Source organism: Kitasatospora sp. NPDC032150 (assembly GCF_055579945.1).
In genome coordinates, this window is record NZ_JBVIMH010000002.1 from 1 (window position 1) to 17,811 (window position 17,811).

The following is a 17,811-nucleotide window of genomic DNA, read 5'->3' on the forward strand; positions in this document are numbered from 1 at the left end:
CGGTGATCTGGTGGGTGCCGCCGGGGACGGTGGTGGTGTCCCAGGTGATGCTGGGGTTGTTGCCGGTGTCGGAGCCGACCGCCTGGCCGTCCACGAAGAACTGGGTGCTCAGCGAGACCGCACCCGAACCCGACGCGGACGCGGACAGGAACACCGTCCCGGACTGGTCACCGACCGGCTGGTTCACACCCACCGACGGCGCAGCCACGTCGTCGACGACCTTGTTGTAACGCAGGGCCTTGTAGTCGCCGTTCGGGTGGCTGTCGAGCAAGTCGGCGTTGATGGAGACGCCGGTGCGGTGCTTCACCGGCGTGGAGCCGAACGAGTAGTAGGAGAAGGTCGTGTGGGCGTCGTCGTCCCACTTCTCGAACAGGATCACGTGGTCGTAGTAGCTGTTGAGGATGTCGCCGGCCTTGAGGTCGCTACGCGGGATCTCGTAGGCGAGGCCGGGCAGCCCCTGGGTGTTCGGGCTCCAACTGAGGTGCCAGGCCATGGAAACGTAACCGGAGCAGTCCGTACGGTAGTTGCGACCGTCCTGATCGGGGTAGGAGCTGCCCTGGTCGTAGGGGATGCCCTTGCCGAGCCAGTACTGGGCCCGGGCGATGATCTCGGAGCGGGTGATCTGGCCGTCGACGGACGAGGTGCTCGCCGCATGGGCGGCTGTCGTGCTGAAGGCGGCGGTGGTGACCGCGCCGGAGACGGCGATGGCAGCGGCGAGGGCGATCCGGGTGAACTTCGAGGCCTGGGAAGACATGGCGGCAGTCCTGACTGGGTGAGAAGAGTGAGGTGGGGTTGCCTGGTCAGAGAGCGCTGACGGCTTGCCGGCCTGCTCGGGTACGGACGGCTGCCCTGCAGGAGCAGCGGTCGACGGTGGCGGAGCGGCGGCGGTTGAACGTCGGAGCCGTCAGGCGGCGACGGGTCAGTCCCAGATGGTGTTGGCCGGGACTGCGGCGGTGGTGCGGATGTCCGTGGCGGAGGTCTGGGCGGCGGCCGGTACGGTGGCGGCGAGGGCGAGAGCGGTGACCGCGGCGGCCTTGGCGAGCGAGGTGCGAAGCATGGGAGTGGTCCTCTGCAGGAGTTGGGACGAGTGCTTTCCCGGTCTCGCGTCCCGCGGTTGACGCTTCGTCCGGTGTTGCCTGCGGGGCAGTGTTCCCTGCTGGCGAGTACTAGCTTCGTCGCAGCTCAGAGCAGGTGGAAGGGGTTTCAGGTGGACGGAACCGGCCCTGGACTGATCCGTCCAGCGAGGCCCGAAGAGGACAGCAGCCGCTCGTAGAAGGGGGTGACCAGAGGTGCTCCGATCCGGGGCACCGACCAGCCGCGCAGGGCGGGGACGGTATCGATGGCGCGCTGGCACAGCCTGGCCACCAGCGCCTCGGCGGCATCCAGGTGATCGGCGATCAGGTAGACACCGAGCACCGGTTCAGGACCTGAGCCCCTGTGCACGGCGATGTGCTCGATCTGCTCGTGCGGCATGGCGACCGCACGGACGAGTGCGCCGGTGTCCTGGGGCAGCGTCGTGTCCGGGTGCGGAGCGCGGAGGTCTGCGTGGATGAGGTACATGGCTCTACCGTTCCAAGACGCCCATGCATCCCAATAGATGGCCAATCGGGCCGATTCCGTCCATGGCCCAAACCGGCCACGGCCCGCGTTGGCCTTTCGAGCGTCTAAATGAAATGATCTTGTGTGCTTGAGTTCAGAATCTGCTCATCGGGGGATGCGCATCGTGTTGACCGCGCTCGGGTTGGATGCCGTGTCGGAGGCCGTCTATCGGTGCATGCTCGCCCATCCGAAGGACGGGGTGAGTGCACTCGCTGAGCGGCTGGCCCGGTCGGAGGACGAGATCCGGCGGAGTCTGGACGTGCTCAGTGAGTTGGCCCTGATCCGCCCCTCGTACGGGCAGACGGGCGGTCTTCGCGCGGTGTCGCCGGACGTCGGTCTGGAACTGCTGATGGCCCGCCAGCAGGCCGAGCTGGCCGCGCAGCAGCTGCGGATCGAGGCATCCCGAGCCGCGGCGGCGCAGCTGATCGCAGAGTTCGCGGACCTCAAGCCCGCCGCCTCGCAGCCCGGGGTGGAGCAGCTGGTGGGTCTCGACGAGATCCGGGACCGGATCGCCGGGCTGGCCCGCGAGCTGCGGACCGAGATCATGACCTTCGCCCCCGGGGGCGCGCACAGCCCGGAGAGCATCGAGGCGTCCAAGCCGCACGACCGGGACCTGCTGGGCCGGGGCATCCGGATGCGCACCGTGTACCTGGACAGCGTGCGCAACAGCCAGCCCACCGTGGCGTACGTGAGTTGGCTGGCGGAGCTCGGCGGCGAGGTCCGGACCGTACCGGAGCTCGCCACCCGGATGATCATCTTTGATCGGAGCGCCGCCCTCATCCCGGTGAGCAGCGAGGACACCCGGGCTGGCGCGGTGGTACTGACCGGACAGGGCACGCTGACCGCCCTGTGCGCGCTGTTCGAGCACGTCTGGACCTCGGCCCAGCCGCTGACCAGCGGCACGGTGAGGGACGAGGCGGGCCTCAGTGCCCAGGAGTCCACGATCGTCAGACTGCTGTCGCAGGGGCTCACCGACGAGGCGATCGCCAAGCGGCTCGCCGTCTCCGCCCGTACCGCCCGGCGGCAGGCCACGGACCTGATGGAGCGGCTGGGAGCGCGCAGCCGGTTCGAGTTCGGGGTGCGGGCGGTCCAGCGAGGGTGGCTGCCGCAGGGCCGGTGAGAGAAGCGGGAAGCGGCCCGCCGGCCTGCACCGGGGAGGAGCAGGGGGCGAGCCGCTTCCGGCTGGGTGAGGTGAGCTCAGCGGGCGGAACCGGCGAGAGCTCGCTGCGACGGGTCCTGCGAGTGCAGCTCGGAGGCCGGCGGCGGGACCTCGCGCTCCTTCGGCTGGAGCGAGTTCTGCCGGATCTCCGTCATGGCCCGGTCAAGGGTGGTGCGGAACCTGCGGCCGAGCGGACGCTCGACGGTGCGGTGCAGCAGCCAGGCCAGAACGATCATGGCGATCGCGGTGCCGACCACGAGCGGGACAGGGCTGACCCGCGGCTTGAGGGCGTTGATGATGGTCCAGCCGATGTTCTCGTGGAGCAGGTAGAGCGGATAGGTGAGCGCGCCCGCCGTGGTCAGCCACCGCCACTGGATGCGGTCGAACGCACCGAGGGCGATGAGGGTCATCACGGCGAACGCGACCGCGATCAGGATCTGGGCGGGCCAGGCCGCGATCGAGCGGTTCGGCTCGCTCAGGTTCAGGCCGACGCGCTTGACGATCTCGTTCTCGGCGAGCAGGAAGGAGATGACCAGGATGCCCACCAGGACCGCGTTCGGCTTGAAACGGTACACCAGGTAGAGCGCGATGCCCGCGATGAAGTACGGCGAGAAGAGCGGCATGGCCCACATGTCGAGCAGGTCGTTGGGGACCGAGTAGTCGGCGATCCCGACCACGCTCCAGACGCCGCAGAAGAGCACGCAGTTGCGGTAGTTGACGCCCCGGGTGACCACCAGCAGGGCGAACAGCAGGTAGAACTTCATCTCGGTGAACAGCGTCCAGTAGACGCCGTCCACGTCATGGACGCGCATGCCGTCCTGGAGCATGGTCAGATTGGCCGCGATCTGGGTCCAGCTCCGGATGTGCTCGACCTGCGGCCAGAGGCTGATCACGACTGCTGTGATGACCACGGCGGCCCAGTAGGCCGGGTAGAGCCGGGACGCACGCGAGACCACGAAATCGCCGAGCGACTTGCCCCAACTACTCATGCATATGACAAATCCGCTGATCAGGAAGAAAACCTCCACCCCGATCCAGGCGTACTGGGAGACGTGGTGCAGGGACGGGAAGACGGTCCGGGTGTGCCCGTCCCAGGGGGTGTCCATCGCTGTGTAGTGGTAGAGCACCACCATCAATGCCGCCACCAGACGCAGTCCGTCCAGTACCGCCAGTCGGGGCTTGCCGGACGGGGGCGGGGCCACCGGAGCTGTGGTGCGGCGGTAGCGCGGTTTCTTGATCATGCTGCTGTGACTCTCCTGATTGGCAATCCCGGGCTCTGCCATGGGGCGGGCAGTGGGCGCTGTTCCGGCTGGAGCACTCATCCGGTAGGTACGCCGTGCAGCACCGCGTCCGGGCCGAGGCCAGGGCGCCGACGACGGAGACAGATCACCGGTGGCGCGGTGGTACTCCAGGGCGGCGCAGGCAGTAGTACGGCGCGGCGGGATATTCGGCTGGGGCGGCGGACTGTCATGGGAAGCTTTCTCGAACCTGACGGAGGACTGGCTCCCCCTGTGGAGACCTGGACATCCGTACCCAGGACTATCAGATCCTTGGGATGAGGTATATGACGGGTGAACGCATGGAGTCACTCCGTCCCATGCACCTTACACGCCGCCCGCGCGGCGCCTCAGAACCGGAGGGGACGGGGCCGGGCACGGTGAAGGCGACCGCGGCGACCACCGGGAGGCCGTAGGGCAGGGTGCTCCGCTGGCGGTAGCCGTCCCCGGTGGATGCGTGGCGCACGGCACCCACCAGCACGCCCGTCGGTGATCGAACGGCCAGTTGCGCGGCCGCTGTTGCCGGTCCGCCAGCCGCACCGCCCGGGTGCTCGGCTGATCGGAACGGGCTGCATTCCTTCCGGGCAGGGAGGCTCATTCAAGGTGCAGGTCGACATGGGGCGGCCGCTCGGGACCAAGGGCGAGCATGGGATTCGAAGCTTCATCAATGATGAACGGAAGGTTTTCAATGCCTTCCCGTACAAGCCGTGAGAAGAAAGGGGATGGTGATGATGAGGTGCAGAACGTTCCGGATGACCCACCCGATCCGATGGAGAGGAGTGCCTTCCGGGACGCCCCCCGGGGCACTCCTCTGGTCTTGAAGGAGCGTTCCGTCCCACTGATGGTGCTGGTTCAGGCATCAGCCGTCCCCGCTGCGCTCTTGCAGCATGTGCCTACGGCACCGGCGCGCAGTGCAGCGCCGCGTCCGGCCCGAGGCGGGCGGGCACCGGGCGGTTGTCGACGTCGAGGGCGAGGGCCGCGGTGCCGACGACGGGACCGGGACGCTGCTCCAGCGCGCCGGCTTGCCGGAGCCGAAGGTGGCCAGGCTGGAGGAGCCGTCGTTGTTGCGGGCCGCCAGCAGGATGCCGTCGCGCAGGGCGAGCAGGGTGAGCGGGCCGAAGCCGCGGGGGGCAGGTCGAGCGGCATACGACGCCAGGATCTCCGCCGAAGCCACCGGCAAGAGCAGGACCGAGGCCGCCAACGAGGCGAGCGTCGCCAGCAGCAAAGCCTGGGTGGCGTACCTGGACAACCAGGAGTGGGAGCGGAATTTCGACAAGACTCTCCAGGATTTCCGGAACGCGCACCGCTACGACCGAGATGCCGACTTCACTGCGCTGGACGCTGTCCATCTCCTCCTCGACGTAGTCGGCCTCGTCCCTGGCGCCGGAGCACCCGCTGACCTCCTGAACTGTGCTGTCTACGGCCTGCAGAAGGACTACGTCGACGCCGGCCTGTCCTGCGCCTCCGCAATTCCGATCGAGGGTTACGCGGCCTCTGCGGTCAAATTCGCAAAGTGGGGCGACAAGGGTGAGATTCTCCTCAAGAACCTGATCCGCGACCGGCCGAGGGAATCCGGATTCGAACCCCATCTTCCCTCGTGCCTGACGCAGCCGAACAGCTTTCCCGCCGGCACGCGTGTTCTGATGGCCGATGGCACGGCGCGTCCGATCGAACAGATTCGGATAGGCGACCAGGTTCGGGCAACCGATCCCGAGACGGGGGCAATCAGCGCCCGCCGGGTCGATGCCGCCATCTACACCCCGGATGACCGTGACTTCACCGATCTCACCATCGGGTCGGCGGACGGCACTACCAGCACGATCACCTCGACGGACCACCACCCTTTCTCGTCCGAAAACCGGCGGACCTGGGCTGACGCTGTCGATCTCGCTCCGGGTGACTCCGTCCGCACGGTCGAAGGCCGGGCTGTCCCGATTGCCGCAGCCCACCACTGGAAGACCGTCCAGTCGACCTACAACCTCACCGTCAACACGATCCACACGTACTATGCACTGGCAGGTAATACGCCAGTGCTGGTACATAACGCTGGCCCGGGCTGCGGAGGTCTCGGTGGTTTCAAGGTCGGCATAACGTCAGATGAGATCTCGACAATAAACCAGGGATTTGGCGGGGCGCGACTGCTTAACGGCTCCCCCGAGAATGCCCTAATCAACGCGGATCGGTACGGTAGTTTCTGGGAGAAGTCGGCCGTGATTATTAGAGACATTGCCGGTAGTCACATGTTTGATAACGGAAATAAGCGCACTGCTGTGGCGGTTGTGCAGGAGTTGATGGACCGCAACAAAATCATGAGTGGGCCATCAGGCGATCAGCTGTGGAGCGTAGTCGGCAGGGTTGCAGACTCTCGGGAAGCTGGCCATACCATGGACGTTGGCGAGATCGCGAAGATGTTGCGAGGGTACTGATGAGTGACAATTGGATCAACATCGAGCAGTTTATGGAGCGACTGGGAAGCGCTGGTGTAACCATAATTCTCAAGGTGGACCACGAGAGGATGGCAAGTGGCGGGAAGCCTTGGACGATAGTTATGTCCGGTCCGGGAATGGGAGAGAAGGGGAGTATCCACACTGACTCTCGCAGCCTCGAGGATTGTCTGGAGTATGGAATTAGCGAGCTGCGCTCGCGACCGGGCGACTGGGAGTGGCTCGACGAGCTTTCCTGAGCGTTAAGAGAAAGAACGAAGAAGGGCCCGCCGGAATCGGATCCGGCGGGCCTTCTGGCCGTCTTGACGGCAGTATCAGCGGACGGGTGCTGCACAAAGGAGCGGATCGTCGCCGTCGTCGGGGTCGGTGGCCGCCTCGGAGGGCTGGCCCAAGGTACGGCCGAGGAGGTCAATTGTGTCGCGCTGGAGGCGGAGGCGGACGTGTGCGTAGACCGTGGCGGTGACCCCGATTTGAGCGTGGCCAAGGAGTTCCTTGATGACGACGAGTTCGACGCCCTGTTCCCAAAGGAGGGTCGCGGTCGAGCAAGCGGATCTGACGGAGGTGCGCTCGGCGGAGGAAGCGCGGCATTCGGGTTGAGCAGTCGTCGCCGTCGGCCAGCTGCGCCGGTGCCGGGCGCGTTGGAGACCTACAGCGGCCCAACACCCGAGGAGCTGAGGACCCGCCAGCGCACGGAGCACCTGGAGGATGTCCTGCCCGGCGAGCTGGAGCAGATCGAGGAGATGCGCGAGCGCATCGAAGCCCTGGAAGCCGCCGCCAGGCCGAAGAAGAGCACCGCACGGAAGCACAGCTGATCCCTGATAGGCAGTGTTGCCCAGCCAGGTGCAGTCACCAGCTGTTCACGCTGAAGGCAGGGCAGGCGGCGTACGGTTGGCGGGGAACGAAGTCACGTGTGCAGGGGTGGCCATGGCGGAGAGCATCGGGGACCGGATCGGCCGGGTCCGTCGGCGCAGGGGCATGACCCAGGAACAGCTGGCGGAGGCGTCCGGAGTATCGGTGGCGACCATCCGCAAGCTGGAGCGCAACGATCGCGAAAGCGCCCGCATGGGTACGTTGCGTCAGCTTGCCGAAGCCCTCGGCGTGAAGACCACGGACCTCATGCAGACCGGCCCGATCGAACCACCGGTCGCCCCCGAGGTCGACCCCGCCGGGATCCTGGCGATCCGCCGAGTCATCACGCCCGCTCGTGGCCTGGGCCGGGTCGCCCTGGCCGACGACACCGCCGACGCCCCGACCCTCACCGGCCTGCGAATCTCGGTGCGCGAGGGCAACCGCCTCTATCTGGGCGACGACTACGCCGCCACCGTCGGAGCCCTGCCGAACATCCTGACCGAGGCCGCCCAGCTCGCCGAATTCGCTGATGGTGATGCCCAGTTGGCCGCACTGGAAGTGCAGGCGCAGGCGTACCAGCTGACCGGTTCCACGCTGATCCACCTCCGGCACGACGACCTCGCCTACCAGGCGCTGAGCCGGGCCATCGACCTGGCCGAGCAGAGCGGCAACCGGGTCCTCGCCGCCTCGGCCGTGGTCTCCCTGTGCTGGCTCCTGCTGCGGCAACGGCGCTTCGACGAGGCCGAGCAGGTCGCCGTCGAGACGGCCGACGTGATCGAACCGTCCTTCCGGAACTCCGACGCCAGCCACCTCGGCACCTGGGGCTGGCTGCTGCTGCGAGGGTCGGCCGCCGCCGTCCGCAACAACCGCAGCCCGGAGGCCGCTGAGATGATCCGGCAGGCCAGGGCCGCCGCCGTCCTGGTCGGCCGAGAGGTGATCGACTACCACGAGTACTGGACCACCTTCGGCCCCACCACCGTGGCCATGAAGGAAGTCGAGAACGCCATGGTCCAGCGCGAGTACGGCAAGGCCCTCGCACTCTCGGCCCAGGTCACGGTGCCGAGGCGGTCGACCTCCAACAACCGCAACCGCCACCTGCTCGACCTCGCCGCCGCCCACACCGAGCAGCGCGACTACACGCGGGCCGTAGAGATCCTGACCGGCATCAAGCGGGCCGCCCCCGAGTGGCTGCGCTATCAGCGCTACGCGCGCGACATCACCACCACCCTGGTCACCCGCCGCAAGCGCGGCCTGTCCCCCCAACTCGTCCAACTCGCCGACTTCCTTGCCGTCGAACTCTGACCAGCGCAGCTGAGACACCACGTATCAGTTGCTGACCCGATGACAGGCGGACTGACCCCGCACGGTCCTGGGACGCTCCGACCTGGGACGACACGATCTCAGTAACCGCACGCGCACGCATTGGCACGACTTCACCTGTCGTCCGGTGCCGCGCCGCTACCGAGATCGGATGAAGGATGACCAAGCCCACGAAGCCCATCGCTGTCATCTACCTGTGCACCGCCAAGGGCGAGCCCATTGTCACTCGCAAGGCCATGTGCGAACGCGTCGCCCGCGACTCCGGACACCACCTCGCCGGAGTGATCCACGACGACGAGGGCGCCACCGACCCCACCCAGCGCCGCGGACTCACCTGCGCCCTCCAGATGCTCCGCGACGGCGAGGCCGACGTCATCATCGTCCCGACCGAGGAGATGCTCTCCGTGCTGCCTGCCGAGAAGGCGCGCGTGAGCCGGTCCGTCGCCAAGGCCGGCGGCCGCCTCCTCGTGGCCCGTGAGCTGATCAACCGCTGAGCCGTTGTGGCCGGACCATTGCGCGCCACCTTCCGCCTTGAGTTCGGGGTGCGGGCGGTCCAGCGCGGTTGGCTGCCGTTCCAGCCGTGACCAGCGGTTCCGGCGCGTCCTCGGGAACGGCGCTGCGCTCTTGCAGCGTGTGCCTACGGCACCGGCGCGCAGTGCAGCGCCGCGTCCGGCCCGAGACGGGCGAGCACCGGCCGGTTGTCGACGTCGAGGGCGAGGGCCGCCGTGCCGACGACGGGACCGGGGACGGTGTTCCAGCGTGCCGGCTTGCCGGAGCCGAAGGTGGCCAGGCTGGTGGAGCCGTCGTTGTTGCGGGCCGCCAGCAGGATGCCGTCGCGCAAGGCGAGGAGGGTGAGCGGGCCGAAGCCGCGGGGGGTCAGGTCGAGCGGCTCGTCCTTCCAGGTGCCGCCGGCCTCCAGGCGGTGGGCGAGGGGGCGGGCGGTCTTGGCCTCGCGGTGGGCGAGCAGCACGGTGCCGTCGGGGCGGACGACCGCGCTCGGCGGGTCGGCGGGTGCCGGCAGGCCGGTCGCCACCACGGTGAACGGCCCGTTCGGCTGCTGCTGGGCCCAGTGGTGGACGGTGTCGTGGCCGGCGCCGAAGACGTGGATCCGGCCCGAGCCGTCGGTGACGGCGGCCAGGCCCTCCTGGACATCCGCGCCGCCCAGGTCCGTCCAGTCGCTCCAGCTGCCGTCGGTGCGCTGCTGCCGGGTGGAGATGCCCTTGGCCCAGTTGCGGACGAACAGCTGGGTGGTGCCGTCCGCGTTGCGGGCGAGGACCGGGCCGCCCACCCGGCGGCCGTGGTCGGGGTCGGACTCGGGGTTGCCGAGCGAGGTCCAGGCGCCGAACTGGCCGCCCTTGGCGCTCTGCACCGCCGTGACTATCTCGCGCCGGTTGTCGGCGGCGGCCGGTCCCAGTGAGGCCATCCGTTCGGCGAACAGCTGCCAGCGGCCGTCCTCGGTGAGCGAGGCGGTGATGCCCGGCAACAGGTCGGCGCCGTCGAGCAGTTGCGGCTCACCCCACCTGCCGCTGCCGGGAGCGGTCTCCTGCCACATGGCGGCCTGCCGGTCGAGCAGGCCGAAGGCGGTCAGTCGGTGGTCGGCGTCCAGCCGGAGCCACGGGGCGGTGGCCGGGTAGCGCACGCTGGTGCGCTGCAGCCAGCCGGTGCCGTAGGAGCGGTCCTGGCCCACGTCGTAGTCGCCGCAGCCGGCCGTGAAGGTGCAGCCGTTGTCCGGGGAGCCGCCGTAGGCGTTGAGGACGTCGGCCTTGCGGCGGGCCAGCTGCGCCGGGAGGTTCTGCGGCCAGCGCTCGTTGTAGTAGCCGCGGTAGGCGGTGACGGTGTAGTGGCGGCCGCCGGCCGCGCGGTGGCGCTCCAGGGCGGCGTGGGTGAACAGCGCGGCCGCGGTGTGGTCCGGGTGGTCGGAGTAGCCGTCCTGGTCGTGGTGCTGCTTGTGCTGGTCGTCGTGGACCTGCATGTCCGGGTCCGGGTCCAGGGTCCGCACCAGGGTCGGCTGGTACCGGTCGAGCAGATGCACCAGGGCGGCGATGAGGCTGTCGTGGGTGACCTGGTGGGCGCTCTTCACCGGGGAGCCGGTGCTGACCAGGGTCCGGCTGACCGCGGCGGGGTTCGCCCACAGGTCCGGCAGGCTGACGCTGTCTCCGCTCGCCGTCTTGAAGTGCTGGCTTATTCCGAGGAAGACCAACTGGACGCCCTGGTGTCCGCCCAGGGTGTCCACCTCGACCACGGTGCCGTCCGGCAGGGTCTCGGTGGACACGTCCCAGGGGGCCAGGTGGTTCCCGGTGGCCATCAGCCCGTACGCCTGCCGCAGTCCCTGGCGCCGGGCGCCCGCGTACGCCGCCTCGTCCGGCTCGGGGGGGTTCTTCGCGCCAGGGACCTTGTTGACCCCGCCGCTCTCGCCGCAGTTCAGGTAGACGCTGACCAGCCGGTCGTTGGCGTCGATGGACTGTTCCAGGTCCGGGTTCATGAAGTACAGGTCGTCGTCCGGGTGGGCGACGACCTGCACGATCGTGCTGCCGCTGGTCCCGTCCCTCTCGGGCGACAGCGAGGCGCGCGGCCGGGGCACCGGCGGGGCGGCCGGTTTGGCCGTGCAGCCCGCCACCGCCAGCGCCGCGATCCCCGCGAGCACGGCACGGCGGGATATTCGGCTGGGGCGGCGCACTGTCACGGAAAACTTCCTCGAACCCGGTGGAGGGCTGCCGCCCCCTGCTGAGACCTGGACATCTGTTCCCGGGACCACCAGGTCTTCGGGCCGAGGTGAACGACAGATGAACACATGGACCACCCCGTCTCATGCACCTTACACGCCGCCCGCCGGGCGGCTCAGGCCCGGAGGGGGCGGGGCGGGGTGCGGGTGAGGACGATCGCGACGATCACCAGGAGGCCGCCGAGGGCGGTGTTCCAGTGCACGGGTTCGGCGAGCAGCAGGGCGCCCAGGGCGGTGGACCAGAGCGGGGTGACATAGGTGACGGTGGCCGCGACGGTGGCGCCGGCGGTGCGGACCAGGTTCAGGTTGAGGATGTAGGCGACACCGGTGCCCAGGGCGCCGAGTACCAGCAGGGCCAGTGCGGCGGCGGCTCCGGGCCAGTGCGGTGCGCCGGCCGCCGCCGGGGCGATGAGGGCCAACTCGGCCGTGGCGCAGCTGATCTGGAGGGTGGCCAGGCTGGTCGTGCTGTGCGGGAGGTCGGAGAGGAAGCGGCGGGTGTAGGCGAAGCCGGCGCCGTAGCAGGCCGTGGCGAGCAGACAGGCCAGGCTGCCGGCGGGCTGGCCCGACTCGATGCCCCGCCACACCCCGAGCACCACCATGACCCCGGTGAAGCCGAGGGCGAGCCCGGTGGCCCGGCGCGCTCCCAGGCGTTCACCACTCGCGGTCAGCAGCGCGAACAGCAGGGTGAACAGGGGAGTGGTGGCGTTCCACACCCCGGCCAGCACCGAGCTGATCCGGGTCTCGCCGAAGGAGAACATGACGAACGGCGCCGCGTTCAGCAGCACCGCCACCACCGCCGAGTGCGCCCAGGCACGGGCCTCGCACGGTACCGCCTCGCGCCGGACGGCGAGGATCGTCCACAGCGCGGCGGCGCCCAGTACGCAGCGCCACAGTGCAACCCAGACCGGTGGCACGCCGGCGTCCACCGCCACCTTGATCAGTGCGAAGCTCGCACCCCAGATCGCCGACAGCGCCATGAAACCCGGCCACCACTGCCGCACCTCGTCACCTGCTTCCGTTCCGGGACCGGCCGGGCCACGGGCAGGGACCCTGGCGCCGGCCGGTCCGACCCACCGGGCCCGAGCGGGCCCGTGGACACACCGTGCCGAAGCGGGTGATCATGAGTCCAACAAGTGACAGCACGGCAGGGATGAGGGTTGCTCATGTCGGGCGGAGTGAACCTGGCGCAGTTGAGGGCGCTGGTCGCCGTCGCGGAGAGCGGTGGATTCGGCGCCGCGGCAGGGGAGTTGGGCATCAGCCAGTCCGCGGTCTCGCACGCCGTCGCGGCCCTGGAACGCGCCGTGGGCGCACCCGTGGTGCACCGCACCGGCCGGGTCAGGCCCACTCCGCTGGGCGAACAGCTGCTGCCGCACGCCCGCGCCGCCACCGCCTCCGCCGACGCCATCGCGGTCATCGCCGCCCGGCACCGGGGCGGCCCCGCCGGCACCGTGCGGTTGGCCGCGCCCACCACCGTGTGCCAGGGGCTGCTGCCCGGGCTGCTGGGAGAGTGGCGCGCGGCGCATCCGCGGGTCAAGGTCCGGATCTTCGAGGGTGAGGACGACGAACTCGCCGCGTGGCTGGCGACCGGTACGGTCGACGCCGCAGTCCTGATCGACCCGGACCCCGCCCCCGCCGGGTCGCTGCAACTCGCCCAGGACTCCATGCACGCGCTGCTGCGCCGGGACCATCCGCTGGCCGGGCAGCCGGTGGTCGACGTCCGGGACCTGGAGGACGACGTCTTCCTGCTCTCCGAGGGTGGCTGCGAGCGCCACATCCGGGAGATCTACCGCCGGATCGGCGCCCGCTTCACCCCCACCCACCGGATCCGCGACGTGGGCACCCTGATCAGCATGGTGCACGCGGGCATCGGGGTCTCGGTGATGCCCGCGCTGGCCCACGCCATGATCCCGGCGGGCTGTGTGCTGGTCCCGCTGCTCCCGCGGGTGACCCGCCGGCTCGTCCTCACCGGGCCGTCGGACCGGCCCTGGCATCCGGCCCTCACCGCGCTGGTGGCGACGGCCGGCGGCGTCCCTGCCGGATAGCGGTCAGCGGAAGCAGTACGAGTCCGAGGAGGCGTCACCGCCGCTCAGGTGGGTCTGGTGCACCCGCAGGCCCCGGAAGTCCGCGCCGTGCGGGAAGAAGCGCGGATCCACGGTGAGCCCGCCGTTGACGGTGTCAGCGTCGAGCTTGATCATCCACGGGTCGATGCCTCCGGGGTAGAACTGGTCGTCCCAGGAGCCGTAGAGGGAGTTGGTCAGGTAGACCCGCTTCCCGTCCCGGCTCAGCTCGACCATCTGCGGGCCGCCGGTCAGCGGGACGTCGGGCGCGGTGGGGTGCGGGGCCCGGCCGGTGATGCCGCCGAGCCGGACCGAGCCGGTCTTCCTGGGGTGGAACGGGTCGGTCACGTCGTACTGGAAGAGCTCGCCGGTGCCCCAGGCCGAGACGTACAGCCAGCGGTCGTCCACCGACAGGTTGATGTCGGTGACCAGCGGCGGCACCGCGCCGAAGGGCTGCAGGGCGGGCGGCAGGTCCTCGGTCTTGGCCGGCTCGGCGGGGATCTCGATCACCTTGCGGGCGGCGAAGGCGGCGCCGTCGCGGTACCAGAGCCAGACCGAGGCGGACAGGTCCTCGACGTTGGTCACCACCCCGACGAAGCCCCACTGCTGCTCCGGATCGTGCGCCGGGCGGAGTTCCAGCACCATCTGGTGCTCGTCGCCGAGGTCGATCCGCTGCAGGTGCCGGCCGGAGTCGAGCTCCCAGAAGTGCAGGGCGTGGCCGTACTTGCGGCCCAGCAGCAGCTCGGGCACCACCCCCTCCTCCACCATCGACGGGGTGCCCCACTCGCTGGTGATGCCGACGTTGCCGGCCAGGTGCCACCAGATGTCGTAGGCGAGGTGCTGGGGGCCCCGGTCACTCTCCCAGGCGCGCAGCACCTCGAAGGTGGTGTGGTCCAGCAGCGCCACGCCGCCGGGGCCGTCCGCGCCGTCCGCACCGCCCAGGCAGGAGAGGAAGACGCCGTCCGGACCGCAGTGCAGCGTGTGCGGGCGCGAGTACCCGGCCGTGGCGGCGAGTTCCTCGGCGCTCACGGTCTTCACCAGCTTCGGCCGCACCGGGTCGGGCCGGGTGTCCATGACGTGCAGCCGGGAGGACCGCAGCCCCGGCAGCAGCAGGAACCTCCGCTCGGGGTTGCTGTGGCAGGCGTGGGCCAGCGCGCTGGAGCAGGCGTTCCAGCCGAAGTGGTGCAACTCGTCGCCGGTCTCCGGAAGTTCGGCGAAGTTGAGCACCCGGCCGTAGCCGGGTGAGTCGGGATCGGTGTCGACGGTGATCAGGGCGTCAGGACGGCTCGCGGACCGGTCGAACCCGACGACGTACGCGAGCTTCTCCGGAGGTGCGGCCACCGCCTCCGCGGGGGTCCGGTACAGCGACGGATCCGTGTGTCCTTGGGCGGCGTGCGCGTCTGCCATGACGACTCCTCAACTCGACCGGGAGCCCGGCCGGGAACAGGTACGGGGGAGTGCGATCGGAATGAGACAACTGCCCAGGCAGCCTTCCACACAACCGCGGGCGCGCCACGGGGCGCACGGGGGCGAAGGGGCGCGCGCTACGGCTGCGGTGCACCGGCGGACGGGATGCCGGGATCCACCTGAGTGGACGTCAAGCGGCCAGAGTGGAACGTGATGTGCGAGCGACTCGATGGGATGCTGTGAGCCAAGAGCGACCGGCATGCGACGCCACGGGCCCCGTTGCCGGTCGGTCCACGCACAACGCCCCTTGATCGGAGACGCCGGTGACCGAGACCAAGAACCCCACGCTCACGCCCGAGCTCTACGCCTACGTGCTGAGCCAGAACCCGCCGCTCGATGCGGTGCAGCAGGAGCTGGTCGAGATCACACACAGCACGTACGCAGACAGCGCCGGCCTGCAGACCGCCCAGGAGCAGGGGCCGCTGCTGGCGTTCCTGGTCCGGCTGATCGGGGCCCGCAGGATCGTCGAGGTCGGCACCTTCACCGGGCTGTCCGCACTGTCGATGGCCCGGGCGCTGCCCGAGGACGGCAAGTTGATCACCTGCGACATCTCCGAGGAGTGGACCGGGGTCGGCCGGCGGGCGTGGGCCAAGGCGGGTGTCGCCGACCGGATCGAGCTACGGATCGCGCCCGCGATCGAGACGCTGCGCGCGCTGCCCGAGGAGCGCTGGATCGACCTGTCCTTCATCGACGCGGACAAGGCCAACTACCCGCTGTACTGGGAGGAACTGGTCCGCCGGACGCGGCCCGGCGGGCTGATCGTCCTGGACAACACCCTCTTCCAGGGGCAGGTCGTCGATCCGGACGCCACCGGCAGCGCGGGGGCGATCCGGGACTTCAACGAGGTGGTCCGCACCGACAAGAGGGTCGAGGCGGTGCTGCTCACGGTCGCGGACGGGCTCACCCTGGCCCGCCGGCTGGACTGAGCCGGACCGCCCCGGCGGTCCGCACTCCGAAGCGGCATGGTCATGACGGAGTATCGGTGGAGCCCGCATGGAGCGGCCGCGCCGGTGGTAGGTCCTGGAGGTTCGCGGTTGGTGCCGGCCCGAGGACGACCGGCCACCACCGGCTCCAGCCGACCGACCAGCCGACCGGCCGGGCGACCGACCGGGCGGCCGACCTCCAGGGGATGACCGGATGCACTCTGCGCGCAGGACCAGATCCACCGGAGCCCGCGGGGCGCTGCTCCCGCTGCTCGGTGCCGTGCCGTTCGCCGGGATCCTCGGCGGCGTCTTCTTCGCCAACCGGGTGACGCCCTATGTGCTCGGGATGCCCTTCCTGCTGTTCTGGATGGTCCTCTGGCTGGTGCTGGGATCCGTGGTGACGGGGGTGGTCTACCGGCTGGATCCGAGCAACCGGGAGCCGGCCGAGGCCGAGGAGGCCGGCTCGTGACCGCACTCGCCGTCATCGCGGCCTTCCTGCTGCTCGCCGTCGGCCTGGGGCTGCGGGCACGGCGGGGCAAGGACATGGACCTGGAGCAGTGGTCGGTCGGCGGCCGGGGCTTCGGTTCGGTCTTCGTCTTCCTGCTGCTGGCCGGGGAGATCTACACCACCTTCACCTTCCTCGGGGCCTCGGGCTGGGCGTACGGGAAGGGCGGACCGGCCTTCTACGTCCTCGCCTACGCCTCGCTCGCGTATGTGATCTCGTACTGGCTGCTGCCGGTGGTCTGGCGCTTCGCCAAGGAGCACCGGCTGCTGTCCCAGTCCGACTTCTTCGCGCGGAAGTTCGACAGCCCGGCGCTCGGAGCGCTGGTCGCGCTGGTGGGTGTGGTGGCGATGGTGCCGTACCTGGTGCTGCAGCTCACCGGGCTGGGCATCATCGTCTCCACCGCCTCGTACGGGCACGTCTCGCCGCACACCGCGGTGGTGATCGGCACGGTCGCGCTCACCGGGTACGTCACCATCTCCGGGATCCACGGGGCGGCCTGGACCGCGGTGGTCAAGGACGTGCTGATCCTCGGGGTCGTGGTGTTCCTCGGGATCTACCTGCCGCTGCACTACTCCGGCGGGATCGGGCGGATGTTCCACGCCATCGATGCCGCCAGGCCGGGTTTCCTGACCCTGCCGCACCAGGGGCTGAGTCCGTGGTGGTTCGTCTCCACGGTGCTGCTCTCGGCGCTCGGCTTCTACATGTGGCCGCACACCTTCAGCGCCACCTTCAGTGCCAGGGACCCGAAGGTGTTCCGGCGCAACGCGGTCGTCCTGCCGCTGTACCAGCTGATCCTGCTGTTCGTGTTCTTCGCCGGGTTCGCCGCCGTGATCGCGGTGCCCGGCCTCAAGGGTGCCGACGGGGACCTCTCGCTGCTGAAGGTCACGGTCAAATCCTTCGACCCGTGGTTCGTGGGGGTCGTCGGCGGCGCCGGGCTGCTGACCGCGCTGGTGCCCGGCTCACTGCTGCTGATGACCTCGGCCACCTGCCTGGCCAGGAACGTCCTCCTGCCGCTGCGGCCGGGTACCGACGAGCGGACCGCAGGCCGGCTCACGAAGCTGCTGGTCCCGCTGCTCGCGGCCCTGGCCCTGGTGTTCACCTTCAACGGCGGCAGCACCATCGTGAACCTGCTGCTCATGGGGTACGCGCTGGTCACCCAGCTGTTCCCGGCGCTGCTGTTCGCGCTGGCCGCCAGGCGGTCGGTCACCAAGCAGGGCGCCGCGGCCGGGATCGTCGCGGGCGTGGCCACGGTCGCCGCCACCACGCTGACCCACACCACCGCCGGCGGCCTGCTCCCCTTCCTGCCGCAGGCGGTGAAGGACGTCAACATCGGGGTGATCGCGCTGCTGGTGAACACCGTAGTGCTGCTGGCGGTCTCCGCGGTCACCCGGCCGTCGGCCGTGGCGGCGGCGGTGCCCGCGGCCGGGGACGCGGGGTGAACGGGAGTTGCACGTTCCCACAGCAGCGAACTCGGCTGCCGCCCGGGCGA

At 69.7% G+C, this 17,811-nt stretch carries 16 protein-coding genes and 1 pseudogene; 9 read left to right on the top strand and 8 right to left on the bottom strand.

The features are described 5' to 3' along the window. From ACZ5ON_RS02325 to ACZ5ON_RS02335, 3 genes are all read right to left on the bottom strand, one after another. Positions 1-754: Ig-like domain-containing protein (locus ACZ5ON_RS02325; RefSeq protein ID WP_465584004.1), on the bottom strand; the 754-nt coding region annotated here is incomplete at its 3' end. A gap of 165 nt (positions 755-919) precedes the next feature. After that, positions 920-1,057, bottom strand: coding sequence for a hypothetical protein (locus ACZ5ON_RS02330; protein ID WP_465584007.1), 138 nt, complete (start codon positions 1,055-1,057; stop codon positions 920-922). Positions 1,058-1,203: 146 nt separating this feature from the next. Beyond that, complete coding sequence (locus tag ACZ5ON_RS02335; RefSeq protein ID WP_465584010.1) at positions 1,204-1,560, bottom strand: hypothetical protein; 357 nt, start codon at positions 1,558-1,560, stop codon at positions 1,204-1,206. A gap of 163 nt (positions 1,561-1,723) precedes the next feature. Here ACZ5ON_RS02335 and ACZ5ON_RS02340 point away from each other — a divergent pair, with 163 nt between their 5' ends. Further along, entirely contained in the window at positions 1,724-2,719 is a 996-nt protein-coding gene (locus ACZ5ON_RS02340) for a LuxR C-terminal-related transcriptional regulator (protein ID WP_465585282.1), read from the top strand. Positions 2,720-2,796: 77 nt separating this feature from the next. Here the strand turns inward: ACZ5ON_RS02340 and ACZ5ON_RS02345 are convergent, their stop codons facing one another. Beyond that, positions 2,797-3,999: an acyltransferase family protein gene (locus tag ACZ5ON_RS02345; RefSeq protein WP_465584014.1), complete on the bottom strand. Its 1,203-nt coding sequence runs from the start codon at positions 3,997-3,999 to the stop codon at positions 2,797-2,799. Between the two features lie 525 nt (positions 4,000-4,524). Between ACZ5ON_RS02345 and ACZ5ON_RS02350 the strand changes: the two genes are divergently transcribed. After that, positions 4,525-4,746: a hypothetical protein gene (locus ACZ5ON_RS02350; RefSeq protein ID WP_465584018.1), complete on the top strand. Its 222-nt coding sequence runs from the start codon at positions 4,525-4,527 to the stop codon at positions 4,744-4,746. A gap of 200 nt (positions 4,747-4,946) precedes the next feature. Next, positions 4,947-6,461 carry a polymorphic toxin-type HINT domain-containing protein gene (locus ACZ5ON_RS02355; RefSeq protein ID WP_465584023.1) on the top strand — a complete coding sequence of 505 codons (1,515 nt, stop codon included), beginning with the start codon at positions 4,947-4,949 and terminating at the stop codon, positions 6,459-6,461. A 332-nt stretch (positions 6,462-6,793) separates the two neighbouring features. Here ACZ5ON_RS02355 and ACZ5ON_RS02360 read toward each other — a convergent pair. Then, positions 6,794-7,021: pseudogene (locus ACZ5ON_RS02360) on the bottom strand (site-specific integrase); the annotation flags it as partial. A gap of 382 nt (positions 7,022-7,403) precedes the next feature. Between ACZ5ON_RS02360 and ACZ5ON_RS02365 the strand changes: the two are divergent. Together ACZ5ON_RS02365 and ACZ5ON_RS02370 are read left to right on the top strand one after the other, a co-directional pair. Beyond that, positions 7,404-8,630 carry a helix-turn-helix domain-containing protein gene (locus ACZ5ON_RS02365; protein ID WP_465584026.1) on the top strand — a complete coding sequence of 409 codons (1,227 nt, stop codon included), beginning with the start codon at positions 7,404-7,406 and terminating at the stop codon, positions 8,628-8,630. Positions 8,631-8,806: 176 nt separating this feature from the next. Continuing rightward, positions 8,807-9,142: a hypothetical protein gene (locus tag ACZ5ON_RS02370; protein ID WP_465584029.1), complete on the top strand. Its 336-nt coding sequence runs from the start codon at positions 8,807-8,809 to the stop codon at positions 9,140-9,142. A gap of 143 nt (positions 9,143-9,285) precedes the next feature. Here ACZ5ON_RS02370 and ACZ5ON_RS02375 read toward each other — a convergent pair whose 3' ends face one another. Continuing rightward, the gene (locus ACZ5ON_RS02375) at positions 9,286-11,292 is read right to left on the bottom strand and encodes a PIG-L family deacetylase (RefSeq protein WP_465584032.1); all 2,007 of its coding nucleotides are present in this window, start codon (positions 11,290-11,292) and stop codon (positions 9,286-9,288) included. A 194-nt stretch (positions 11,293-11,486) separates the two neighbouring features. Continuing rightward, on the bottom strand, positions 11,487-12,371 hold the full coding sequence (locus tag ACZ5ON_RS02380) for a DMT family transporter (RefSeq protein ID WP_465584035.1): 885 nt from the start codon (positions 12,369-12,371) through the stop codon (positions 11,487-11,489). Positions 12,372-12,533: 162 nt separating this feature from the next. On the opposite strand from ACZ5ON_RS02380, the gene ACZ5ON_RS02385 reads away from it, so the two are divergent. Then, positions 12,534-13,412: a LysR family transcriptional regulator gene (locus ACZ5ON_RS02385; RefSeq protein WP_465584039.1), complete on the top strand. Its 879-nt coding sequence runs from the start codon at positions 12,534-12,536 to the stop codon at positions 13,410-13,412. Between the two features lie 3 nt (positions 13,413-13,415). On the opposite strand, the gene ACZ5ON_RS02390 is transcribed toward ACZ5ON_RS02385, so the two are convergent. Then, positions 13,416-14,834, bottom strand: a complete 1,419-nt coding sequence (locus ACZ5ON_RS02390) for a selenium-binding protein SBP56-related protein (RefSeq protein ID WP_465584042.1) — start codon at positions 14,832-14,834, stop codon at positions 13,416-13,418. A gap of 323 nt (positions 14,835-15,157) precedes the next feature. Here ACZ5ON_RS02390 and ACZ5ON_RS02395 point away from each other — a divergent pair, with 323 nt between their 5' ends. The 3 genes from ACZ5ON_RS02395 to ACZ5ON_RS02405 all read left to right on the top strand — a co-directional run bounded on the left by ACZ5ON_RS02395 (position 15,158) and on the right by ACZ5ON_RS02405 (position 17,761). Next, the gene (locus tag ACZ5ON_RS02395; protein WP_465584047.1) at positions 15,158-15,820 is read left to right on the top strand and encodes an O-methyltransferase; all 663 of its coding nucleotides are present in this window, start codon (positions 15,158-15,160) and stop codon (positions 15,818-15,820) included. Positions 15,821-16,031: 211 nt separating this feature from the next. Further along, complete coding sequence (locus ACZ5ON_RS02400; RefSeq protein ID WP_465584050.1) at positions 16,032-16,286, top strand: DUF3311 domain-containing protein; 255 nt, start codon at positions 16,032-16,034, stop codon at positions 16,284-16,286. Further along, positions 16,283-17,761, top strand: a complete 1,479-nt coding sequence (locus ACZ5ON_RS02405) for a sodium:solute symporter family protein (protein ID WP_465584053.1) — start codon at positions 16,283-16,285, stop codon at positions 17,759-17,761. Before ACZ5ON_RS02400 ends, ACZ5ON_RS02405 begins: the two co-directional genes overlap by 4 nt. Positions 17,762-17,811 lie beyond the last annotated feature (50 nt).

What these genes read in the sequence shown, in the direction of transcription:
- ACZ5ON_RS02385 (WP_465584039.1), top strand. Translation starts at nt 12,534, where the DNA reads ATGTCGGGCGGAGTGAACCTGGCGCAGTTGAGGGCGCTGGTCGCCGTC.
- ACZ5ON_RS02335 (WP_465584010.1), bottom strand. Translation starts at nt 1,560, where the DNA reads ATGTACCTCATCCACGCAGACCTCCGCGCTCCGCACCCGGACACGACG.
- ACZ5ON_RS02400 (WP_465584050.1), top strand. Translation starts at nt 16,032, where the DNA reads ATGCACTCTGCGCGCAGGACCAGATCCACCGGAGCCCGCGGGGCGCTG.
- ACZ5ON_RS02390 (WP_465584042.1), bottom strand. Translation starts at nt 14,834, where the DNA reads ATGGCAGACGCGCACGCCGCCCAAGGACACACGGATCCGTCGCTGTAC.
- ACZ5ON_RS02330 (WP_465584007.1), bottom strand. Translation starts at nt 1,057, where the DNA reads ATGCTTCGCACCTCGCTCGCCAAGGCCGCCGCGGTCACCGCTCTCGCC.
- ACZ5ON_RS02345 (WP_465584014.1), bottom strand. Translation starts at nt 3,999, where the DNA reads ATGATCAAGAAACCGCGCTACCGCCGCACCACAGCTCCGGTGGCCCCG.
- ACZ5ON_RS02365 (WP_465584026.1), top strand. Translation starts at nt 7,404, where the DNA reads ATGGCGGAGAGCATCGGGGACCGGATCGGCCGGGTCCGTCGGCGCAGG.
- ACZ5ON_RS02370 (WP_465584029.1), top strand. Translation starts at nt 8,807, where the DNA reads ATGACCAAGCCCACGAAGCCCATCGCTGTCATCTACCTGTGCACCGCC.